General features: G+C 56.8%; 16 protein-coding genes. 9 read left to right on the top strand and 7 right to left on the bottom strand.

All coding sequences use genetic code 11. From position 1 onward, the window contains the following. Window positions 1-9 precede the first annotated feature (9 nt). A complete protein-coding gene (locus tag ACNT1W_RS15005) occupies window positions 10-960 on the bottom strand; it encodes a branched-chain amino acid ABC transporter permease (protein ID WP_261408932.1) in 951 nt (316 codons plus the stop codon). Between the two features lie 171 nt (window positions 961-1,131). Here ACNT1W_RS15005 and ACNT1W_RS15000 point away from each other — a divergent pair, with 171 nt between their 5' ends. The 3 genes from ACNT1W_RS15000 to ACNT1W_RS14990 all read left to right on the top strand — a co-directional run bounded on the left by ACNT1W_RS15000 (window position 1,132) and on the right by ACNT1W_RS14990 (window position 4,393). Further along, window positions 1,132-2,040, top strand: coding sequence for a LysR substrate-binding domain-containing protein (locus ACNT1W_RS15000; protein WP_390901942.1), 909 nt, complete (start codon window positions 1,132-1,134; stop codon window positions 2,038-2,040). Window positions 2,041-2,111: 71 nt separating this feature from the next. Next, window positions 2,112-3,989, top strand: coding sequence for a potassium transporter Kup (locus ACNT1W_RS14995; RefSeq protein WP_419245795.1), 1,878 nt, complete (start codon window positions 2,112-2,114; stop codon window positions 3,987-3,989). A gap of 101 nt (window positions 3,990-4,090) precedes the next feature. Beyond that, complete coding sequence (locus tag ACNT1W_RS14990; RefSeq protein WP_419245794.1) at window positions 4,091-4,393, top strand: cupin domain-containing protein; 303 nt, start codon at window positions 4,091-4,093, stop codon at window positions 4,391-4,393. Here the strand turns inward: ACNT1W_RS14990 and ACNT1W_RS14985 are convergent, their stop codons facing one another. Further along, a complete protein-coding gene (locus ACNT1W_RS14985) occupies window positions 4,394-4,978 on the bottom strand; it encodes a TetR/AcrR family transcriptional regulator (protein WP_012145273.1) in 585 nt (194 codons plus the stop codon). It lies immediately after the preceding gene. Window positions 4,979-5,119: 141 nt separating this feature from the next. Between ACNT1W_RS14985 and ACNT1W_RS14980 the strand changes: the two genes are divergently transcribed. From ACNT1W_RS14980 to ACNT1W_RS14970, 3 genes are read left to right on the top strand one after another with little or no spacing between them, the layout of a single operon-like run. Then, window positions 5,120-6,175 (top strand): sugar phosphate isomerase/epimerase family protein, encoded by a 1,056-nt coding sequence (locus ACNT1W_RS14980; RefSeq protein WP_261277985.1) that lies wholly within the window; start codon window positions 5,120-5,122, stop codon window positions 6,173-6,175. A gap of 29 nt (window positions 6,176-6,204) precedes the next feature. Further along, window positions 6,205-7,101 carry an alpha/beta fold hydrolase gene (locus ACNT1W_RS14975; protein WP_261098410.1) on the top strand — a complete coding sequence of 299 codons (897 nt, stop codon included), beginning with the start codon at window positions 6,205-6,207 and terminating at the stop codon, window positions 7,099-7,101. Beyond that, window positions 7,091-8,005 carry an alpha/beta hydrolase gene (locus ACNT1W_RS14970; RefSeq protein WP_419245793.1) on the top strand — a complete coding sequence of 305 codons (915 nt, stop codon included), beginning with the start codon at window positions 7,091-7,093 and terminating at the stop codon, window positions 8,003-8,005. The genes ACNT1W_RS14975 and ACNT1W_RS14970 overlap by 11 nt, the downstream gene beginning before the upstream one ends. A gap of 102 nt (window positions 8,006-8,107) precedes the next feature. Here the strand turns inward: ACNT1W_RS14970 and ACNT1W_RS14965 are convergent, their stop codons facing one another. After that, the gene (locus ACNT1W_RS14965; protein ID WP_112362895.1) at window positions 8,108-9,541 is read right to left on the bottom strand and encodes an NAD-dependent succinate-semialdehyde dehydrogenase; all 1,434 of its coding nucleotides are present in this window, start codon (window positions 9,539-9,541) and stop codon (window positions 8,108-8,110) included. Between the two features lie 213 nt (window positions 9,542-9,754). Here ACNT1W_RS14965 and ACNT1W_RS14960 point away from each other — a divergent pair, with 213 nt between their 5' ends. The 3 genes from ACNT1W_RS14960 to ACNT1W_RS14950 all read left to right on the top strand — a co-directional run bounded on the left by ACNT1W_RS14960 (window position 9,755) and on the right by ACNT1W_RS14950 (window position 12,958). After that, window positions 9,755-10,582, top strand: a complete 828-nt coding sequence (locus ACNT1W_RS14960) for an AraC family transcriptional regulator (RefSeq protein ID WP_012145268.1) — start codon at window positions 9,755-9,757, stop codon at window positions 10,580-10,582. 123 nt (window positions 10,583-10,705) lie between these two features. After that, window positions 10,706-11,812, top strand: a complete 1,107-nt coding sequence (locus ACNT1W_RS14955; RefSeq protein WP_017892935.1) for an ABC transporter substrate-binding protein — start codon at window positions 10,706-10,708, stop codon at window positions 11,810-11,812. Window positions 11,813-11,992: 180 nt separating this feature from the next. Continuing rightward, the gene (locus ACNT1W_RS14950) at window positions 11,993-12,958 is read left to right on the top strand and encodes a DMT family transporter (protein ID WP_112362897.1); all 966 of its coding nucleotides are present in this window, start codon (window positions 11,993-11,995) and stop codon (window positions 12,956-12,958) included. A gap of 31 nt (window positions 12,959-12,989) precedes the next feature. Here the strand turns inward: ACNT1W_RS14950 and fusA are convergent, their stop codons facing one another. The 4 genes from fusA to ACNT1W_RS14930 all read right to left on the bottom strand — a co-directional run bounded on the left by fusA (window position 12,990) and on the right by ACNT1W_RS14930 (window position 18,987). Then, on the bottom strand, window positions 12,990-15,095 hold the full coding sequence (fusA, locus tag ACNT1W_RS14945) for an elongation factor G (protein WP_012145265.1): 2,106 nt from the start codon (window positions 15,093-15,095) through the stop codon (window positions 12,990-12,992). A 224-nt stretch (window positions 15,096-15,319) separates the two neighbouring features. Beyond that, on the bottom strand, window positions 15,320-16,357 hold the full coding sequence (locus ACNT1W_RS14940) for an ABC transporter ATP-binding protein (RefSeq protein WP_411227145.1): 1,038 nt from the start codon (window positions 16,355-16,357) through the stop codon (window positions 15,320-15,322). Beyond that, entirely contained in the window at window positions 16,354-17,937 is a 1,584-nt protein-coding gene (locus ACNT1W_RS14935) for an ABC transporter permease (RefSeq protein ID WP_126501707.1), read from the bottom strand. The genes ACNT1W_RS14940 and ACNT1W_RS14935 overlap by 4 nt, the downstream gene beginning before the upstream one ends. Window positions 17,938-17,970: 33 nt before the next feature. Next, window positions 17,971-18,987 (bottom strand): iron ABC transporter substrate-binding protein, encoded by a 1,017-nt coding sequence (locus tag ACNT1W_RS14930; protein ID WP_135344281.1) that lies wholly within the window; start codon window positions 18,985-18,987, stop codon window positions 17,971-17,973. Window positions 18,988-19,061 lie beyond the last annotated feature (74 nt).

Genomic DNA, 19,061 nt, shown 5'->3' with positions numbered 1-19,061 from the left:
CTCGTGTCCTCAGGCGCGGGTGGCGACGCGTTCGCCCAACAGCCCGGATGGGCGCAATACCAGTACGGCAATCAATATCAGGAAGGCGAAAACGTCCTGATAGTTACTGCCGAAGGTGCCGCCGGTCAGTTCGCCGAGATAACCAGTGCCCAGTGACTCAAACAGCCCCAGCAATAATCCGCCGAGCATGGCACCGCGCAGGTTGCCGATACCGCCCAGCACGGCGGCAGTAAAGGCCTTGATGCCCGGTAAGAAGCCCATGGAGAAACCGGCGTTACCATAATTGCTGGCCATCATGATGCCCGCTATGGCTGCCAGCGCGCCGCCGAGGGCGAAGGTCAGAATGATGATGCGGTTGGGATCGATGCCCATCAGGCTGGCGACCTGCGGGTTTTCCGCCGTGGCGCGCATGGCGCGGCCAAAGCGCGAGTGCTCGACCAGCAGCAGCAACCCGAGCATCACCAGTACGGCGACCCCCAACGTGGCGATACCGGTACCGGTGATCACCGCTGGTGCGTGCCCAGCACTACCCTGGGTCAGGGCAATAGGTGACATGGGCAGCAGTTGCGGGAACATTAACGGATTGCGCGACCAGATCAGCATCGCCAGCGTTTGCAGCAGTAGCGATACGCCAATCCCGCTGATCAGTGGCGCCAGACGCGGAGCATTACGCAGGCGACGGTAGGCCAGCCGTTCAATGCTCATCGACACCAACGCGCAGACCGCCATGGCAACCAGCGCCGCCAGAAACAGCATGACGTAAGGTGACAGGCCAGGGAAATGATGCTGCAACACGCCCAGGGTAGACAGGGCGCTCAGTGCGCCAACCATCAACACATCGCCGTGGGCAAAATTGATAATGCGCAGAATGCCGTACACCATGGTGTAACCCAGGGCGATCAACGCATAAATGCTGCCGAGCATCAGTCCGTTGACGGTCTGCTGTACCAGCGTATCCATAGGGGGAGTCCCGAAAAATTATGATTCAGGAAGCTCAGAGTAGAGAGTTAGCGAAAATTGTAAAATACGGAAATATAATTTCTTATACAGAAAATGTGTGTTTTTAATTTATTGATTTATTTGTATATTAATTTCAAACCGCCGACGATGTTTAACCGAAATAGTCAACATATGAAAAAAACAGAACAATGCGTCACAGCGTTGCCTAACGATCCGCCGCTGCGCGCGGTGCGGGCGTTTGAGGCTATCGCCCGCCTGGGTAGCATCACCGCCGCGGCGAAAGAACTTGCGATATCCCCTTCGGCAGTCAGTCACCAACTCAAAACGCTGGAGGCCTTTCTGCAAATGCCGCTGACCGAGCGGCAGGGGCGTAACCTGATCCTGCGCAACGAAGGGCGGGATTATTACCGCTCTATTCGCTCGGCGTTTAACGTATTACGCCAGGCGACCGAGCAGGTGCGTGAGCAATCGGCTTCCCGGCAGGTCACCATCAGCCTGATCCCGTTGTTCGGCATGGGCTGGTTTATTCCGCGTTTGCATCGGTTTCTGCGCGAAAACCCTGATATCGACATCAATGTGGTGTACGCCAACCACCGTAATTACCTCAGTGACGCTGCCGATATCTCGATTCGTTTTGGCACCGGGCAATGGAGCGGTTATCGCAGCGAAAAATTGATGTCCGGCAAAATGGTGCCGGTGTGCAGTCGGGGGTTTATCAAGGTGCACGGACTGTTGGACACGCCGGATCAACTTTCACCACTGCCGCTGCTGCATGACGAAGAACGCACCACCTGGATGCAATGGTTTCAGTTGGCCGGAGTCCGTCGGCCGCTACGCAGTACCGGCCCGATGTTTGAAGATGGCTTGCTGACGCTGGCGGCGGTGCAGGCGGGTTTGGGCTGCGCCCTGATGCGTGAGCCATTGATCGCGCCTTACCTCAGCAGCGGCGAACTGGTTAAGCTGTTTGACCTGGCAATTGATGACGGCCGAGATTACTACCTGTGCGTAAGGCAGAACACCGAACTGTCGCCGGAAGGGCTGAACCTGCAACGCTGGTTGCTCAAAGAGGCCGAAGGTTGAATAAGGCCACGTGCTAACGGCCTGAACTGTCTATCCTGAATATATCGCGATGGCTTATTCAGGAACGCTTGATGACCACAGAGAATGAACCGGAAACGCCTAAAATGAGCCTGCCACTGCTGGCCGGTGGCGCATTGGGGGTGGTGTTCGGCGATATCGGCACCAGCCCGCTGTATACCCTGAAAACCGTGCTGTTTCTCTCCGGTGATGCGCCGTCGCCACCGGTGATCCTTGGCCTGCTGTCGCTGATTTTCTGGACGCTGGTGATTGTCACCTCACTGAAATACGCCATGTTTGCCATGCGTATCGATAACCGTGGCGAAGGCGGCATCATGGCGCTGATGTCATTGTTGGTCAGTAAGAAAAAGATCCGACCGATGGTGGTGTTTGCCGGCCTGTTTGGTGCCGCGCTGATCTACGGCGATGGCGCGATCACCCCGGCGATTTCGGTATTGTCGGCGCTGGAAGGGCTGAATATTGTCCTGCCCGAGTCTCAACCCTATATCCTGCCGGCGGCGGTGGTGATCCTGGTCAGCCTGTTCGCCATTCAGCCCTTGGGCACCGCGCGCATCGGCAAAGTTTTCGGGCCGATTATGGCGCTGTGGTTCTTTTCCATCGCCGCGCTGGGCATTTGGGGAATTATCCAGCATCCGGCGGTGCTGATGGCGTTAAACCCGCTGTATGGAATTGATTTTCTGTTTTCCAATGGGCTGACCAGTTTCCTGGTGCTGGGCGGCGTTTTCCTCTGTGTTACCGGTGCGGAAGCGCTATACGCCGATATGGGGCACTTTGGCAAAAAACCGATCTGGCTCGCCTGGTTTGGCATTGTGTTCCCCAGCCTGTTACTGAACTATGCCGGGCAGGCCGCGCTGATCCTCTCCGGTGCGGACGTCACCCAGAATATCTTTTTCCGCCTGTGTCCGCCGATACTGCAAATTCCGCTGGTGATTTTGGCGACCCTGGCCACCATTATCGCCAGTCAGGCGATCATCAGCGGGGCGTTTTCCATGACCCGCCAGGCGATCCAGCTTGGCTGGCTGCCGCGATTGCGGGTCAAACAGACCACCGAAGAAAGTTATGGGCAAATTTACATCAGCGCCATTAACTGGCTGCTGATGGCGGCGACGGTATTTTTGACCGTGTTCTTCAAGTCATCCGATAATTTGGCCGCCGCCTACGGTATCGCCGTATCGCTCACCATGATCATGACTACCGGACTGCTGTTTGTGGCCATGCGCGAGGTGTGGCGTTGGGGAGCGATCGCCAGCCTGTTGGTGGCCGGAAGCTTCTTTATCGTCGATCTCAGCTTCCTGCTGGCTAACTTCAGTAAGGTGCTGGAGGGCGGGTACGTCCCGCTGCTGCTGGCGACTCTGGTGTATGGCGTGATGTTAATCTGGCATCGCGGGGTGATCGCGGCTTCCCGTACGTTGGGGGAAAAGAGTCTGCCGCTGGCAGATTTTCTGGTTCATCTTGAGGAGCAGAGTATCCCTAGGGTGCCGGGCACGGCAATCTTTCTTACCCGCACCCTGAGCGGCACGCCGCCGGTGATGAAATGGCATGTCAAACGCAACGGTTCGCTGCATGCCAATGTGCTGTCGCTGCATATCACGATCGTTAACGAACCCCGGGTGGCGAATGCCGAACGGCTGGTGATGCGGCAACAATCACCGGGATTTTGGTGTGGCGTGGCGAGCTATGGCTTTATGGAACGACCCAATATTCCTCGTCTGTTACACCATGCGGAGGCACAGAAAACCGGGCTGAATTTTGACGATGCCACCTATTATCTGGGGCTTGAAACCGTGGTGCGCCGCGAGGCCAATGACCGACTACCGGCCTGGCAACGCAACATTTTTGCGCTGATGGTGCGTAACGGTATGCACGTGACGGATTACTATTATTTGCCGAGTGACCAGGTAGTCGAAATCAGCCGTCGGGTGCCGGTGTGAGCCGTTTGGCTATAGGTTAAAATCAATGGGTATTTAGCCAGCGGCGAGTGAGAGGGTAAATTGCCGTGGCAGCGATGGTGCTGCTAACGGACGAAGCCCCTATGTCATTATTCGATCTTGCTGCGCTGGCCAGCGATTTACCGGAAGCGTGGCGTTCCAGCGTATTGGGCCATGTCGGCCCGGCCAATATCAAAGTATTGCGGATGGATCCGCGCACCATTGACGATGAAGTTCATGACTATCACGAAGGATTACTGGTGATCGCCGGGCAACTGCGGCTGGAAGTGAAGGGCGAGGAAATTACGGTCAACGCCGGGCAACTGTATCAGGCCACTGCCGGCGTGCCGCATCGGGTACTGGCTGGCAGCCACGGCACCCTGGTGATATTTGATTTACCGGAGTGATCAATCCAGCGCCGAAAGCGCAATCTTGACCGCTGCCTCTAATCTTGCCCGGCTGACGCCATCGCGCGCCTGCACCGACAAACCGTGCAGGAAGGCGGCAAAATAGTCGCCAAGAGCGTCAGCATCGGTTTCTGGTGGCAGTTCCCCCGTCGCAACGGCGGTTTGCAGCCGGTCAATCATGCCCTGGGTGCGTTGCAAACGATGCTCCGCCAGCCAGTCTTTGATACCGCTGTTTTCGTCACTGACGCTGGCGGCGGAAGACACTACCATGCAACCTTGCGGCAGGTCAGTGCGGCTGTAGAGCGCCACCGCGTCGTCCAGCAGGCGTTTTATCGCCACACGCACGCTGCTTTCTTCGCTGAAAGCGCGATCGGCAAAGCCACCTTCATGGTTTTCGTAGCTGGCAATGGCTTCGCGGAACAGCAATTCTTTCGAACCGAACGCTTTATAAATACGCGCAGAGGCAATGCCCAACTCGGCGACCAAATCCGACATGGAGGTGCCTTCATACCCCTGACGCCAGAAGAGATCCCGGGCCTTCAATAACGCCTGTTCACGGTCGAATTCGCGCGGTCTGCCTGCCATTCCTCTGTTCCTGTTTATCTGTTGCTCTGCGCAACAGGATCGCTTAAATCCACTGTAATACCAACGATTTTTTAAAATTCACTTGCTGAGGAATTGATTTAAGCCTATTGTTTGTCAATCGACAACCAATTGGAGTTTAGAATGAAAACCTTGAAAGGTCCAAGCCTGCATCTGGCACAGTTCAGTGACGATGCCGCCCCCTTTAACAGCCTGCCGGCTATCGCCCAGTGGGCGGCGCAAACCGGCTTTAAAGCTTTGCAAATTCCGGCATGGGATAGCCGCCTGTTTGATTTGGCCACCGCCGCAGAAAGCCAAACCTATTGTGATGAGCTGGTCGGCATGTTGGCAGACCATGGCCTGGTGGTCAGTGAACTCACTACCCATATTTTTGGCCAGTTGATGGCGGTGCATCCGGCCTATGACGCATTGTGCGACAGTTTTGCGCCAGCGGAACTGCATGGCAACCCGCAGGCTCGTGGCGAGTGGGCGCACCAGCAGTTGCTGTTGGCGGCCAAGGCCTCTGCGCGGTTGGGACTCAGTGAGATGGGCACCTTCTCCGGTTCCCTGGCCTGGCCGTATTTGTTCCCGTTCCCGCAGCGTCCGGCGGGGCTGATCGAAACGGCGTTCGATGAACTGGCCAAACGCTGGTTGCCGGTGCTCAATGCCTGCGACGAGCAGGGAGTGAACCTGTGTTATGAAATTCACCCGAGCGAAGATCTGCACGACGGCGTGACCTTTGAAATGTTTCATCAGCGCGTTGGGGCACATCCGCGCTGCCAGATCCTGTTCGACCCAAGCCATTTCGTGCTGCAACAGCTGAACTATCTGGATTACATCGATATTTACAAGGACTTTATCCGCATGTTCCACGTCAAGGACGCCGAGTTCAACCCGACCGGACGGCAGGGCATTTACGGCGGCTATCAGTCATGGACCGACCGTGCCGGACGTTTCCGCTCATTGGGTGACGGCCAGGTGGATTTCAAAGGCATTTTCTCGCGGCTGACCCAGCATGGCTACGCCGGTTGGGCGACGCTGGAGTGGGAATGCTGCCTGAAACACCCGCAGGATGGCGCACGCGAAGGCGCGGCCTTTATTCGTGACCACATCATCAACGTCACCGACAAGGTGTTTGATGACTTTGCCGGTGCGCCGGTTGACCAACAGCAAATCAATACCTTGCTTGGCCTGCGCTGAGCCACACAATTCCACCACGGAGAACACCGATGACACTGCAAAATAACGGGTCCATGTTGAATGGACCTGAACCCGAACACGTCTATACGCGGGTAAACGGCAACCGAATTCACTGCGTGACGCTTGGCGAAGGGCAGCCGGTACTGCTGATCCCGGGGTGGCCGCAAACCTGGTACACCTGGCGTCATGTGATGCAGGCCCTGGCGGCGGCAGGCTTTAAGGCGATAGCGGTAGATCCGCCGGGCATTGGCGATTCGGACAAGCCGAGCGGCGGCTATGACACCGGCAGCGTGGCCGCTACCTTGCACCAGACCATGCTGCAACTGGGGCATCCGCGCTATCAACTGGTCGGTCATGATATTGGCATGTGGGTGGGTTATGCCATGGCGAGCGATTTCCCGCAGGCGGTGATGGGGCTGGTACTGACGGAGGCGGTGATCCCAGGGTTGGCACCCGCGCCACCGATTTTTGTACCGGCAGAACAAAACATTTTCCTGTGGCACTTCATGTTCAACCAACTGGCGGATTTGCCTGAAGCCTTGACGCTGGGTCGTGAGCGGGAGTATCTGAGCTATATCTTTAACCGCTGGTCTTATCGCCGCGATCGGGTAGCGGCGGAAACCTACATCGCCGCCTATTCGGCACCGGGCAGCCTGCGGGCCGGTTTTGATTATTATCGCGCCATTCCGGAAACCATCCGGCAAAACCAGCGTCGGGCCCAGACACCGCTCAGCATGCCGGTGATGACCATTGGTGCCGAGCACGCCACCGGCGATGCGCCCTATGTCACGTTGCAGGGCAACGCCGTTAACCTGCGCGGCGAAACCGTGGCCGGCTGCGGTCATTTCATCACCGAAGAGTGCCATGAGGCGTTTATCGCTCTGGTAGTGCCATTCTTGTCAGGGAGCCTGGCCGATGCCGCTTGACTCACAGATTGCCCGTTTTCTGGCGGAAACGGCAGATGCCGCCGCGCCTGAATCCCTGAGTGAAATGCGTGCCGCCGCGCAGGCCGGGTTGTTGGCGTTGCAGGGGGAAGCAGAAGCCAGTGGCGGCGTCCGTGATGGAAGTGTGACCGCTGACGATGGCCATGAGATCGCCGTTCGCGCTTATGTGCCGCTGGGCGTGACGCAGGGTGAACCTCTGCCCGCGATGCTGTACGCCCACGGCGGCGGTTGGTGTTTGGGGTCGCTGGCGCTGTACGACCAGCCTTGCCAGGCGCTGGCCAATGCCACCGGGCGGGTGATCTTGTCGGTTGATTACCGACTGGCGCCGGAGCATCCCTATCCGCGGCCGCTGGAAGACCTGTATCAGGCACTGTGCGGCGTGGTTGAACGGGCCGATGAGTGGGGCGTTGACGTTATGCGCCTTGCGGTTGGCGGCGACAGCGCCGGTGGTAATCTGGCCGCCGCCGTGGCGCTGTTGGCCCGCGACCGGAATGGCCCACGGATTGAACATCAACTGTTGCTGTATCCGGCGTTAAGTCGCGCTATGGATACGGCGAGTTACCAGGCTTATGCGCAGGGTTACTACCTGACCAGGGAGGTCATGGAGTTTTGCTGGGGGCAGTATCTGGGTAACGGGGCCCAGGGGCATGACCCTTACGCAGAACCGCTGCATGCCGCAACGTTGCGGCAGTTGCCACCGGCGACTATTCTGAGTTGTGAGTACGATCCGTTGCGCGATGAGGCCGAGCATTATGCCCAGCGGTTGCGTGAAGATGGGGTCGCGGTGCGCTGTGAACGGTTGCCGGGCATGGTACACGCCTGCATTCATATGCTGGGTTTGACCCCGGCAGCGCGAGTGTTATTCGATAAGGTTGGTTCGAAGTAAAGCCCAGGCTGTTATCTGGGTGAGAATCACCCTCTCCAGGGGGAGAGGGTCGGGGTTAGGGGAAACAGACAGAACCCTCTCCCAAAGGAGAGGGACTGTTAATTAGCGCCCGGCGACGGTGACAAAGCGGGTTTCCAGATAGGATTCGATGGCTTCGCTGCCGCCTTCGGTACCGTGGCCAGAGTCTTTAACCCCACCAAATGGCGTTTCCGGCAGGCCGAAACCGATATGGTTGATGCTGAGCATGCCGCTTTCCACATCCCGGCCCAACGCCGTTACCGTAGCGATACTCCGGCTGTAGGCATAGGCCGCCAGACCGTAAGGCAGGCGATTGGCTTCGGCGATGGCTTCCTCGTAGCTGGCGAACGGGCGCAGCAGGGCGACCGGGCCAAAGGGTTCTTCAGACATCGCTCGCGCACTCAGTGGCACGTCGCGCAATACCGTCGGTTCGAAGAAGTTGCCGGGGCCGGCCACGCGCTTGCCACCGGTAGTGGCTTTGGCACCCTCGGCGACGGCATCCTTCACGAAGGCCTCAATGGCGTCCACGCTGCGTTGCAGCACCATCGGCCCCATAGTCACACCGTCCTGCAAGCCATTGCCCATTTTGATTTCGCGCACCGCAGCGGTGAACTTCTCGATAAAGGCTTCATAAACGCCTTGCTGGATCAGGAAGCGGGTTGGAGCGATGCACACCTGACCGGCGTTGCGGAACTTGGCCAGCGCCAGCTCTTTGGCGGCCGCATCCAGATCGGCATCGTCAAAAATCAGTACCGGTGCATGACCGCCCAGCTCCATGGTGGCTTTTTTCATATGCTGACCGGCCAGCGCCGCCAAATGCTTGCCCACGCGGGTTGAACCGGTGAACGAGATTTTGCGAATGGTCGGATGCGGGATCAGGTACTCGGAGATTTCTGCCGGGGTGCCGTACACCAGTGCGATCACACCGGCAGGAATGCCCGCATCGGCAAAGGCTCTGATCAGTTCCGCCGGGGACGCCGGGGTTTCTTCCGGGCCTTTAATGATGATGGAACAACCTGCGGCCAACGCGGCAGACAGTTTGCGTACAATCTGGTTAATCGGGAAGTTCCACGGGGTAAACGCGGCAACCGGTCCCACCGGCAGTTTCAGGGTTTGCTGCTGAACGTCCTGGCTGCGGGACGGGATTACCTGGCCGTAGGTGCGGCTGGCTTCGCCGGCAAACCAGTCAATCACGTCCGCCGAGTTAAGAATTTCCACCTTGGCCTGCGCCACAGGTTTACCTTGTTCCTGGCTCATGATTGCGGCAATTTTATCTGCACGCTCACGAAACAGAGCAGAGGCTTTACGCATCAGATTGGCCCGCTGGTAAGCGGAGGTTTCGCGCCAGATTTTAAAACCGCGCTCGGTTGCGGCCAGCGCCAGATCGAGATCGGCTGTGGTAGCGTGCGCCACGCTGCCAATCACTTCATCGGTAGCGGGGTTGGTGACCGGCGTGGTTTTACCGGCGACTGCGTTGCGCCATTGTCCGTCGATATAGAGTTGAGTATCTGGATACATTGTTGCCTCTTACTTTCAGGGGGTTAAAGACAGGTTTCCCACTCTGCGGCGGGATAATCAAGGTGTCGACGCTGGCAGGCAGGCGTTGAGCACCGGATAAAATACCCTACGCGGAATGAACCGCAGCGTCCAGCGCACTGCGTGCGCCACTACTCAAACCACACCGCTTTGACTATCATACAGCCAGCAATGACATTGAAGCAGGGTGGTACGGTGCAGGGTGTTCCAGAGCAGTTTCCCTTTGAAAAAGACAGTGCGCAGTTCCGGCAGTTAGTGCAGGTGCCGGGCGTAGAGCTTTATCACGCCCATATTGAGCGCTATGCCTTTGAGCCGCACACCCATAATGCTTTTGCCATCGGTACCGTCGATTTTGGTGCCGAGCGTTTCCGCTATCGTGGCGCGCAGCACCGGGCTGCGCCGGGTTCACTGGTGTTGATGAACCCGGATGAGCTGCATACCGGTGAAGCAGAAACCCCAGGTGGCTGGAACTACCGCATGCTTTATCTGGAACCGGATACGCTGGAGTTGCTGTCTGGTGAACAGGGATTCTGGTTCACCGATGCGGTGCGCCAGGACTTGCAGGCGGCACAGCAATTGTCTGCCACGTTGGCCGCACTGTGGCAGGCCAGCGATCCGCTGACCATTGACCACTTGCTGGCGCAGGTGGTCGACATCTTCCGCCCGCATATTCAAGTGGCTCGCCCGTTAAAGGCCGAAGCGGCGCACCGTTTTGATATCGTCAAAAGTTACCTGCAGGATAACTTCTCTGCCGTAATTACTCTCGATCAACTGGCGGCACTGGTTTCCCTCAGCCCTTATCACTTTCTGCGTAAGTTCAAAGCCCAATACCATGCTTCCCCCCAGCAGATGCTGATGGCGATCCGCCTGTCGCAGGCCAAGCAGATGTTGGGGCGCGGTATGCCTGCGGCACAGGTGGCGGTGGCGGCGGGGTTAACCGATCAGGCGCATTTGACCCGCGCTTTCGCTAACCGTTACGGTGTCACGCCGGTGCGTTATCAAAAACAGGTTACGGCCCGGTGAAAACGGGGGTTACGATTGCAGTTGATATAAATCTTAATAAAAATTATTATCATTTACGTATTTTTGACCCAAAAGAAATAAACAATAATTAAGAACAACCCCACTCCTGAGGACCTCCATTTTATGGGCGCTCGAAATTTTAGAATCTTTATGCTGTTCGCCATTTTTTTAATTATGCCTGGCATCACCAGTGCGGCCACGACCACATTAACCGATGTTCTGGGGCGGAAGATTACGCTTGATACCCCGGTAAAAAGGGCGGTTTTAGGTTTTTACTTTGAAGACTACATGGCCGTGGGTGGGGAAGCGGCATACGAGCATGTCATCGGCATTTCTCGTGAGGCCTGGCGGGGAAAGGTTCCGGCAAATTGGAATATGTATGTTAAACACCAGCCATCACTGGCTCGTATCGCTGATATTGGCGAGGTGGATCTCCATAATATCTCGCTTGAAAATATAATATCTTTGAAGCCGGACGTCATTATTTTGGCTGAATGGCAATATGTTGCTTTGAAACATGAGGTCTCACGCCTGGAAGAATTAAAAATCCCAGTGGTCGTGGTAGACTACAATGCGCAAACTGTCGAAAGACATGTCAGCTCTACAAAAATATTCGGCATACTCACGGGGCAAGAAAAACGCGCTCAGGAATTATCAGAGCTTTACGCTAATAACATTGCTGACGTGCAGCGTAGAGTCAATGCGTCAGGATTAAAGAAACCCAAGGTTTATATTGAATTTGGGAATAAAGGGCCTGGCGATTATTCATTCACCTACGGTAAGAACATGTGGGGTGCGATGCTGAAACTTGCCGGAGCAGACAATATTGCCGAGCCCTTTTTTGAGTGGTGGGGTGTGATTAACCCAGAACAGCTTCTGTTTGCCAAGCCTGATGCTATTTTCATCTCCGGCAGAGAAAATAATAAGGTTTCGTCAGCGCTATCAATGGGGGTGGGAGTAGATAAAAACACTTCTGTTCAACAGCTTATAGCTTTTTCCACTCGTAATGGCTGGAACTCATTGCCGGCGATAAAAAACAAGCAATTATTCGGCGTGTACCAGGGCGCATCAAGAACGCTTTCCGACTTCGCCATGATTCAGTTTATTGCCAAATCACTTTACCCAGAACAGTTTAAAGATGTTGACCCGGTAAAGAACTACCTGGATTACTACGAAAAATATTTACCGGTTAAACCGGAGGGGACATTTGCTGTTGCCGCATGGCAATAAAGTCACCGCGCCCCCATGATGAGATGCGACCCGCAAACATTCAGTTCGGTTTGCGAAGTCTTTACCAGACCGGCTAAAACAGCAATTTGCTACAATATTCCTCTGCACGAGTAGGTTAGGCTGGCGCCAAATTTAATTCATGGGGCCAGCCTGCTGCGCCTGGTCGTTGATGGAGTCATTATGTTTGTTGGCGTGTTATTTGCCCTGGCTGCCGGGCTGATGTGGGGGCTGATTTTTGTCGGTCCGGTTATGATCCCTGAATATCCGGCGGCGTTGCAGTCTACCGGGCGTTATCTTGCCTTTGGGTTGATCGCTTTGCCGCTGGCGTGGTTTGATCGTCAGCGGTTGAAAAAGTTACATCGTAACGATTGGCTGGAGGCGCTGAAACTAACGGCGATCGGCAACCTGCTGTATTACCTGTGCCTGGCCAGCGCCATTCAGCGCACCGGAGCGCCCGTTTCCACCATGATTATCGGCACGCTGCCGGTGGTGATCTCGGTGACCGCCAACCTGTTTTACAGCCGGCATGACGGGCGACTTTCGTGGCGTAAACTGACACCGGCGTTGGTATTGATCGCCTGCGGACTGGCGCTGGTTAACGTTGCCGAGTTGCGGGGGAATACGGCACCAATTGATGTCTGGCGTTACACCAGTGGGCTTGGGTTGGCATTGCTGGCGGTGGCTTGCTGGACCTGGTTCCCGCTGCGCAATGCCCGCTGGCTACGGGAAAACCCGCACCAAAGGCCTGCCACCTGGGCGACCGCGCAAGGGCTGGTCACTTTGCCGCTGGCGTTGGTGGGCTATCTGTTGGTTTGCGGGCAATTGGCTTTAACCCAGCCGACGTTTGCGCTGCCGTTTGGGCCAAGGCCGGAAGTGTTTATTCCCTTGATGATCGCCATTGGCATGCTGTGCTCGTGGATTGGCGCCCTGTGCTGGAATGAGGCGAGTCAACGCTTGCCGACGGTATTGGTGGGGCCGCTGATCGTCTTCGAAATACTGGCCGGACTGGCTTACACCTTTATGCTGCGTCAGGCCTGGCCGCCGCTGTTGACGCTGGGCGGGATTAGCTGCCTGATTATCGGCGTGATTTATGCGATGCGTATCAAACCGCAGCCGGTGGTGGTGGCTCTGGCCACAAAAGAGTGAAGCCTGCCGCTGAGGGCGGCAGGCAGTCAACTCAGGATTTCCGGTGATGAATGATCTCTTCAGCCACGTTGCGCGGTGCTTCTGCGTAGTGGCTAAATTCCATGGTATAGGTGGCGCGGCCCTGTGACATGGAACGCAGTGTGGTTGAATAGCCGAACATTTCGGATAACGGCACCTTGGCGTGGATCTCCTTACCGCCGCCGCCGGGAATGTCTTCCATACCTTGCACCAGACCGCGCCGCGATGACAGGTCGCCCATGATGCTACCGGCGTAATCCTCGGGTGTTTCCACTTCTACCGACATGATCGGCTCGAGGATAACCGGGTCGGCCTGGCGACAGGCTTCTTTAAAGCCGAAGATCGCCGCCATGCGGAAAGCCTGTTCCGAAGAGTCGACGTCGTGGTAGGAGCCGAAGGTCAGGTGAACCTTGACATCCACCACCGGATAACCGGCCAGTACGCCGGTATTCAGCGCCTCCAGCACGCCTTTTTTCACCGCCGGGATAAACTCGCCCGGGATCACGCCGCCCTTGATCTCATCTAAAAACTCAAAGCCCTTGCCAGGCTCATTGGGTTCCACGGTAAACACCACGTGGCCGTACTGGCCCTTACCCCCGGATTGGCGCACGAACTTGCCTTCCACGTCGGCCACGCGCTTGCGGATGGTTTCGCGGTAAGACACCTGCGGTTTGCCGGTGGTGGTCGCCACGCCAAACTCACGCCGCATACGATCGACGATGATTTCCAGGTGCAGTTCGCCCATGCCGTAAATAATGGTCTGGCCGGAATCCTCGTCGGTGCGAACGCGGAACGACGGATCTTCCGAAGAGAGGCGCTGCAGGGCAATCCCCATTCTTTCCTGATCGGCCTTGGTTTTGGGTTCAATCGCCTGGGCGATCACCGGTTCAGGGAACACCATTTTTTCCAGTGTGATAATGGCGTTAGGGTCACACAGCGTGTCGCCGGTAGTGACGTCTTTTAGCCCCACGCAGGCGGCGATATCCCCAGCATGCAGTTCTTCGACATCTTTACGGTCATTGGCGTGCATTTGTACGATGCGGCCAATGCGTTCTTTCTTGTCTTTCACCGGGTTATAGACGCTGCTGCCTTTGGTCAGCACGCCGGAATAGACCCGCACGAAGGTCAGTTGGCCGACGAAAGGGTCGGTCATCAGCTTGAAGGCCAGCGCCGAGAACTTTTCGTCATCGGCGGCCCGGCGAATGACAATATTGTCTCGCTCGTCATGGCCTTCCATCGGTGGAACATCCAGCGGTGAAGGCATCAGTTCAATCACCGCATCCAGCATGCGCTGCACGCCCTTGTTACGGAAGGCCGAGCCACACAGCATCGGCTGAATTTCGCCGGCCACCGTGCGCAGACGCAGACCACGGACGATCTCTTCTTCGCTCAACGGCACCTGATTGAGGTATTTGTCCATCAGTTCTTCCGAGCCTTCTGCGGCGGCTTCGATCATTTTATCTCGCCATTCCTGCGCGGAGTCGCGCAATTCGGCCGGGATCTCTTCAAAACTGAAGCTCATGCCTTGCGTAGCCTCGTCCCACAGGATGGCTTTCATGCGCACCAAATCGACCACGCCGGTGAAATGGTCTTCGGCACCAATCGGGATGACGATCGGCACCGGGTTGGCTTTCAGCCGTTCGATCATCATTTTGCGCACGCGGAAGAAGTCGGCACCCACTCGGTCCATTTTATTGACGAACGCCAGACGCGGAACCTTGTATTTATTAGCCTGACGCCAGACGGTCTCAGATTGCGGCTGTACGCCGCCGACCGAGTCATAGACCATTACCGCGCCGTCCAATACCCGCATGGAGCGCTCGACCTCAATGGTGAAATCCACGTGTCCTGGGGTGTCGATGATATTGATGCGGTGCTGCGGATAATTATGCTGCATGCCGTTCCAGAAACAGGTAGTCGCCGCCGAAGTAATGGTGATGCCGCGTTCCTGCTCCTGTGCCATCCAGTCCATGGTGGCGGCGCCGTCGTGCACTTCGCCCAGCTTGTGACTGACCCCGGTGTAAAACAGAATCCGCTCGGTGGTGGTGGTTTTGCCGGCATCGATGTGCGCCGAGATGCCGATATTGCGGTAGCGCTCAAGGGGGGTAGTACGTGCCATAATTAACCTTTCTTAGCCGCATCAAAGAAGGGCGGCTTTAAGCAGTATGAATAATTATGATAATCCTCTGTGGGTTATCTCCGGACGGGTGAATGTTTACACCGGTCACAGACTAATCGTAGTTGATGAAGGGGGTTTTGGTATTCGATGGCTGCGATAGGTTTTTTCGTTCGAGCGTTGGCACAAGACTAAGGCTCAAAGGGGCGGTAAGCCCCCTTGATGGGCTACTCGGCAAAGATATGCGCCTGGCCGATGATGTTCAGATTGACGTGAGAACCGGCACGGAGACCTTCGCGGCTGATGGTTTTAATCTCGATCGCGATATTACTGCCGGTCATGTGCAGGTTTAAGGTCGAGACAAAACCGGCAAAATCAATACCGGTGACCACCGCCTGGCTCTGTTGCTGTGGCTCGGACTGGCTAATCTGAACCTGCTCAGGACGGAGCATGATGCGAGCGGGGCCGCGGCGCTGACGATCGTCAACGGCAATCCGTCCTAACGCGCAATCCGCCCAGCCTTGCTCCAGCTCAGCGGAAAGGACCAGCGTTTCGCCTAAAAAGGTGGCGGTCGGTTCGTCCACCGGCCTTAAGTAAAGATCTTGCGGCGGCCCGACCTGCGCCAATCGGCCATTGCGCATTACCGCCACCTGATCGGCAAACGACAAGGCTTCGGTTTGATCGTGGGTCACCAGAATCGACGCGACTTTGGCTTCTGCCAGCAGTTCCGCCACCGCTTTGCGGGTCGCGGCGCGCAGGCCGGTATCCAGCGCGGAGAAAGGTTCGTCCAACAACATCAACCTGGGTTGCTGAGACAGCGCACGGGCCAGCGCCACCCGTTGTTGCTGACCACCGGAAAGCTCATGCGGCCACAGCGCCCCCAGTCGACGATCCAGCGCCACCATCTCCATCAGTGCATCAATACGCAGCCGCTTGTCACGCTTGCTGCCCTTCAGGCCGAAACCAATATTGCCGGCTACGGTAAAGTGCGGAAATAACGCGCCGTCCTGGGGGACAAAACCAATGCCACGCAGGTGTGCCGGCACCCAGCCGCTGCCGTTGGCCATCGCTTGCCCTTGCAGTATCACCTGGCCGCTGTCCGGTATTTCAAAACCGGCGATAATACGCAACAGGGTGGTTTTTCCCGAGCCGGAAGGGCCGACAATCGCCGTACGGCTGCCCTGTGCCACGTTTAAATCAACATGCTCGAGCACCTTGACCGAGTTATAGGATTTACCGATGCCTTGCAGTTCAAGCGTGCTCATAATCCCGCCGTACGTTTGGATTGAGAATAAAGAAGCCAGGTCAGTGGCAATGACAACACCACCATAATCAGGGCGTAGGGTGCGGCCGCCACATAGTCTATCTCGCTGGTCAGCGCCCAGAAGCCGGTGGCCAGCGTGCGGGTACCGTTGGGGGCCAGCAGCAGCGTGGCGGTCAGCTCATTGGTGATAGCCAGAAACACCAGTGCGGCACCGGCGGCGGCTCCGGGGGCCGCCAGACGCAGCGTGGTGCTCCATAATGCTGCCGCTGGCGAACGACCGAGACTACGGGCCACGTTTTCTAACTCGACCGGTGCCTGGGCAATCCCCGCGCGCAGGTTGATCAGCGCCCGTGGCATAAACATCAGCAGGTAGGCCAGCAGCAGGGTGATTTCAGTCTGATAAATCGGTCGAAAACTGTGAATGGTGATGGTCACCAGCGCCAGTGCCACCACAATGCCGGGCAGTGAACTGGTGATGTAATTACAGCCTTCCAATACCCGATACAGCCGTGCCGGGTAGCGTACCGACAGCCAGGCCATAGGGATAGCGCACAGCGTGATCAGCAGCGCACCACTGGCGGCCAGTGACAATGTTTGCAGCAAGGCAGGCAGCAATTCGCTGTTGCGCCACACCTCAACGCCTCCCAAGGTCAACCAACGGGCCAAGGTGATAAAAGGCACGCCAAGCGCCAGCGCGGTGAGGCTCAGGGGCAGCAGCAGGCAGAACAGGGTGGTGATGGGCCCAAGGCGATAAGCCGTTTGACTGCGTGCACTGCCGGAACCGACGCGGGCATAACGCGCTCGCCCACGGCTGACGGCTTCCAGCATTAATAATCCCAGGCAGCACAGCACCAGCACCCCAGCCAGCATATTGGCCGCCGGGCCGTTAAAGGTCGATTGGAACTGGTCGAAAATAGCGGTAGTGAAGGTGTCAAAGCGGATCATCGCATACAGGCCGTACTCGGCCAGCAGATGCAGCGCGATCAGCAGCGAGCCACCCCAAACTGCCAGTTTTAGCTGTGGCAGCACCACGCGGAAAAACACCGCCAGCGGGCGCGTACCGAGCGAAGTGGCGACGTCTTCAATTCCGGGATCCAAGCGGCGTAATACCGCAGCGGTTGGCAGATAAATAAAGGGGAAGTAGGCGATGACCGAAATAAATACCCCGGCTCCCAACCCATGCATCGAAGGCACCAGACTGATCCAGGCGTAGCTCTGTACGAATGCCGGCACCGCCAGCGGCGCGGTGGCCAATAACGACCAAATGCGACGGCCCGGCAGCGTAGTGCGTTCGGTTAGCCAAGCCAGCGCTACCCCCAGAATGGCGCAAATCGGCAGCGTGAACACCACCAACAGCAGCGTGTTGAGCAGCAGTTCGGCCACCCGGGGGCGCAATACCAGAGCTTTTACCGTTGGCCAACCGGTTTCAAACGCCACGCTAATGACAAACCCCAGCGGCAATAGCGCCAGCAGGGAGAGTAAAATGGCGACCGCCACGATAAACAACCCGGGCCGCTGATGGCGGCGGGCCGAAGTATACCGTGGCTTTGAGCCGGCGGCGTTGAGACCTGTATTCGACATAGGGCTAAAAACTCTCTGTACTAATCAACCGGCTTACATCAGCCCGGCTTGAGTCATCAGTTCGACCACTTTTTTACCGTTCAATGCAGAAGCGTCAACTTTTGGCGCATCCAGTTCTTTCAGCGGTACCAGTTTCGGATTAGAAGCCGCGTTGATGCCAACGGCATATTCGAAGGCGTTATTGGTACGCAGGATCTCCTGGCCGTTTTTACCGGTGATCCACTTAACGAATTCTTGCGCCTGTTTTTGGTGTTTGCTGGAAGCCAGCACGCCACCGCCGGAGATGCTGACGAAAGCGCCCGGATCCTGATGTTTGAAGTAATACAGTTTGATATTTTTACTGTTCTCGCCGGTCTTGGCGCCGTCGACGAACGGATAATAATGGTAGATCACGCCGCTGTCGATTTGGCCGGCATTGACCGCTTTCATGACGGTACTGTTGCCTTTATAAGCGGTGAAGTTGGCTTTCATCGCTTTCAGCCATTCCAGCGTGGCTTTTTCGCCTTTCAGCTCCAGCAGTGCGCTGACAATGGCCTGGAAATCAGCCCCTGAAGGCGAGGCGGCCCAGCGGCCTTTCCATTCTGGCTTGGCCAGATCCAGCAGTGACTTGGGCAACTGTGCCTCGGTCAGTTTCGCCGGGTTATAGACGAACACCGTTGAGCGGGCGGCAATGCCAATCCAGCGGCCGTGTTGCGGACGGTACTGTGGTTCAACCTGGGCCAGCGTCGCGGCATCCAGCGGGGCAAACAGCTTGGCGTTATCCACCAGTACCATCGACGGGGAATTTTCCGTTAAAAACACGTCGGCAGGGGATGCGCTGCCTTCTTGCACCAGTTGGTTGCCCAACTCGCTGTCGCCGCCGTTACGCAGGGTCACTTTAATGCCGGTGTCTTTGGTAAAACCGTCCACCCAGGACTTCACCAGGTTTTCGTGTTGGGCGTTATAAACAACAATGCCTTCATCCTGGGATGCCGCATTAGCCGAGAAGGCCAGCATCATGGACGATGCCAACAGGGCAATCGGGCCGAGAGAAGTGAAACGCAGCTTCATACAGTCATCCTTATTTAGAGAGTGCAGAGAGGAAATGCTAATTATGCCAAACGGACGTTGGGAGCCCTGATTGT

This window comes from Serratia sp. NFX21 (assembly GCF_048517035.1).
Taxonomy (GTDB): domain Bacteria; phylum Pseudomonadota; class Gammaproteobacteria; order Enterobacterales; family Enterobacteriaceae; genus Serratia; species Serratia quinivorans.
This window is presented reverse-complemented; position numbering and strand designations above follow the sequence as displayed.

Coding starts and splice junctions, on each gene's coding strand:
- ACNT1W_RS15005 (WP_261408932.1), bottom strand. CDS start 960: ATGGATACGCTGGTACAGCAGACCGTCAACGGACTGATGCTCGGCAGC.
- ACNT1W_RS15000 (WP_390901942.1), top strand. CDS start 1,132: ATGAAAAAAACAGAACAATGCGTCACAGCGTTGCCTAACGATCCGCCG.
- ACNT1W_RS14995 (WP_419245795.1), top strand. CDS start 2,112: ATGACCACAGAGAATGAACCGGAAACGCCTAAAATGAGCCTGCCACTG.
- ACNT1W_RS14990 (WP_419245794.1), top strand. CDS start 4,091: ATGTCATTATTCGATCTTGCTGCGCTGGCCAGCGATTTACCGGAAGCG.
- ACNT1W_RS14985 (WP_012145273.1), bottom strand. CDS start 4,978: ATGGCAGGCAGACCGCGCGAATTCGACCGTGAACAGGCGTTATTGAAG.
- ACNT1W_RS14980 (WP_261277985.1), top strand. CDS start 5,120: ATGAAAACCTTGAAAGGTCCAAGCCTGCATCTGGCACAGTTCAGTGAC.
- ACNT1W_RS14975 (WP_261098410.1), top strand. CDS start 6,205: ATGACACTGCAAAATAACGGGTCCATGTTGAATGGACCTGAACCCGAA.
- ACNT1W_RS14970 (WP_419245793.1), top strand. CDS start 7,091: ATGCCGCTTGACTCACAGATTGCCCGTTTTCTGGCGGAAACGGCAGAT.
- ACNT1W_RS14965 (WP_112362895.1), bottom strand. CDS start 9,541: ATGTATCCAGATACTCAACTCTATATCGACGGACAATGGCGCAACGCA.
- ACNT1W_RS14955 (WP_017892935.1), top strand. CDS start 10,706: ATGGGCGCTCGAAATTTTAGAATCTTTATGCTGTTCGCCATTTTTTTA.
- ACNT1W_RS14950 (WP_112362897.1), top strand. CDS start 11,993: ATGTTTGTTGGCGTGTTATTTGCCCTGGCTGCCGGGCTGATGTGGGGG.
- fusA (WP_012145265.1), bottom strand. CDS start 15,095: ATGGCACGTACTACCCCCCTTGAGCGCTACCGCAATATCGGCATCTCG.
- ACNT1W_RS14940 (WP_411227145.1), bottom strand. CDS start 16,357: ATGAGCACGCTTGAACTGCAAGGCATCGGTAAATCCTATAACTCGGTC.
- ACNT1W_RS14935 (WP_126501707.1), bottom strand. CDS start 17,937: ATGTCGAATACAGGTCTCAACGCCGCCGGCTCAAAGCCACGGTATACT.
- ACNT1W_RS14930 (WP_135344281.1), bottom strand. CDS start 18,987: ATGAAGCTGCGTTTCACTTCTCTCGGCCCGATTGCCCTGTTGGCATCG.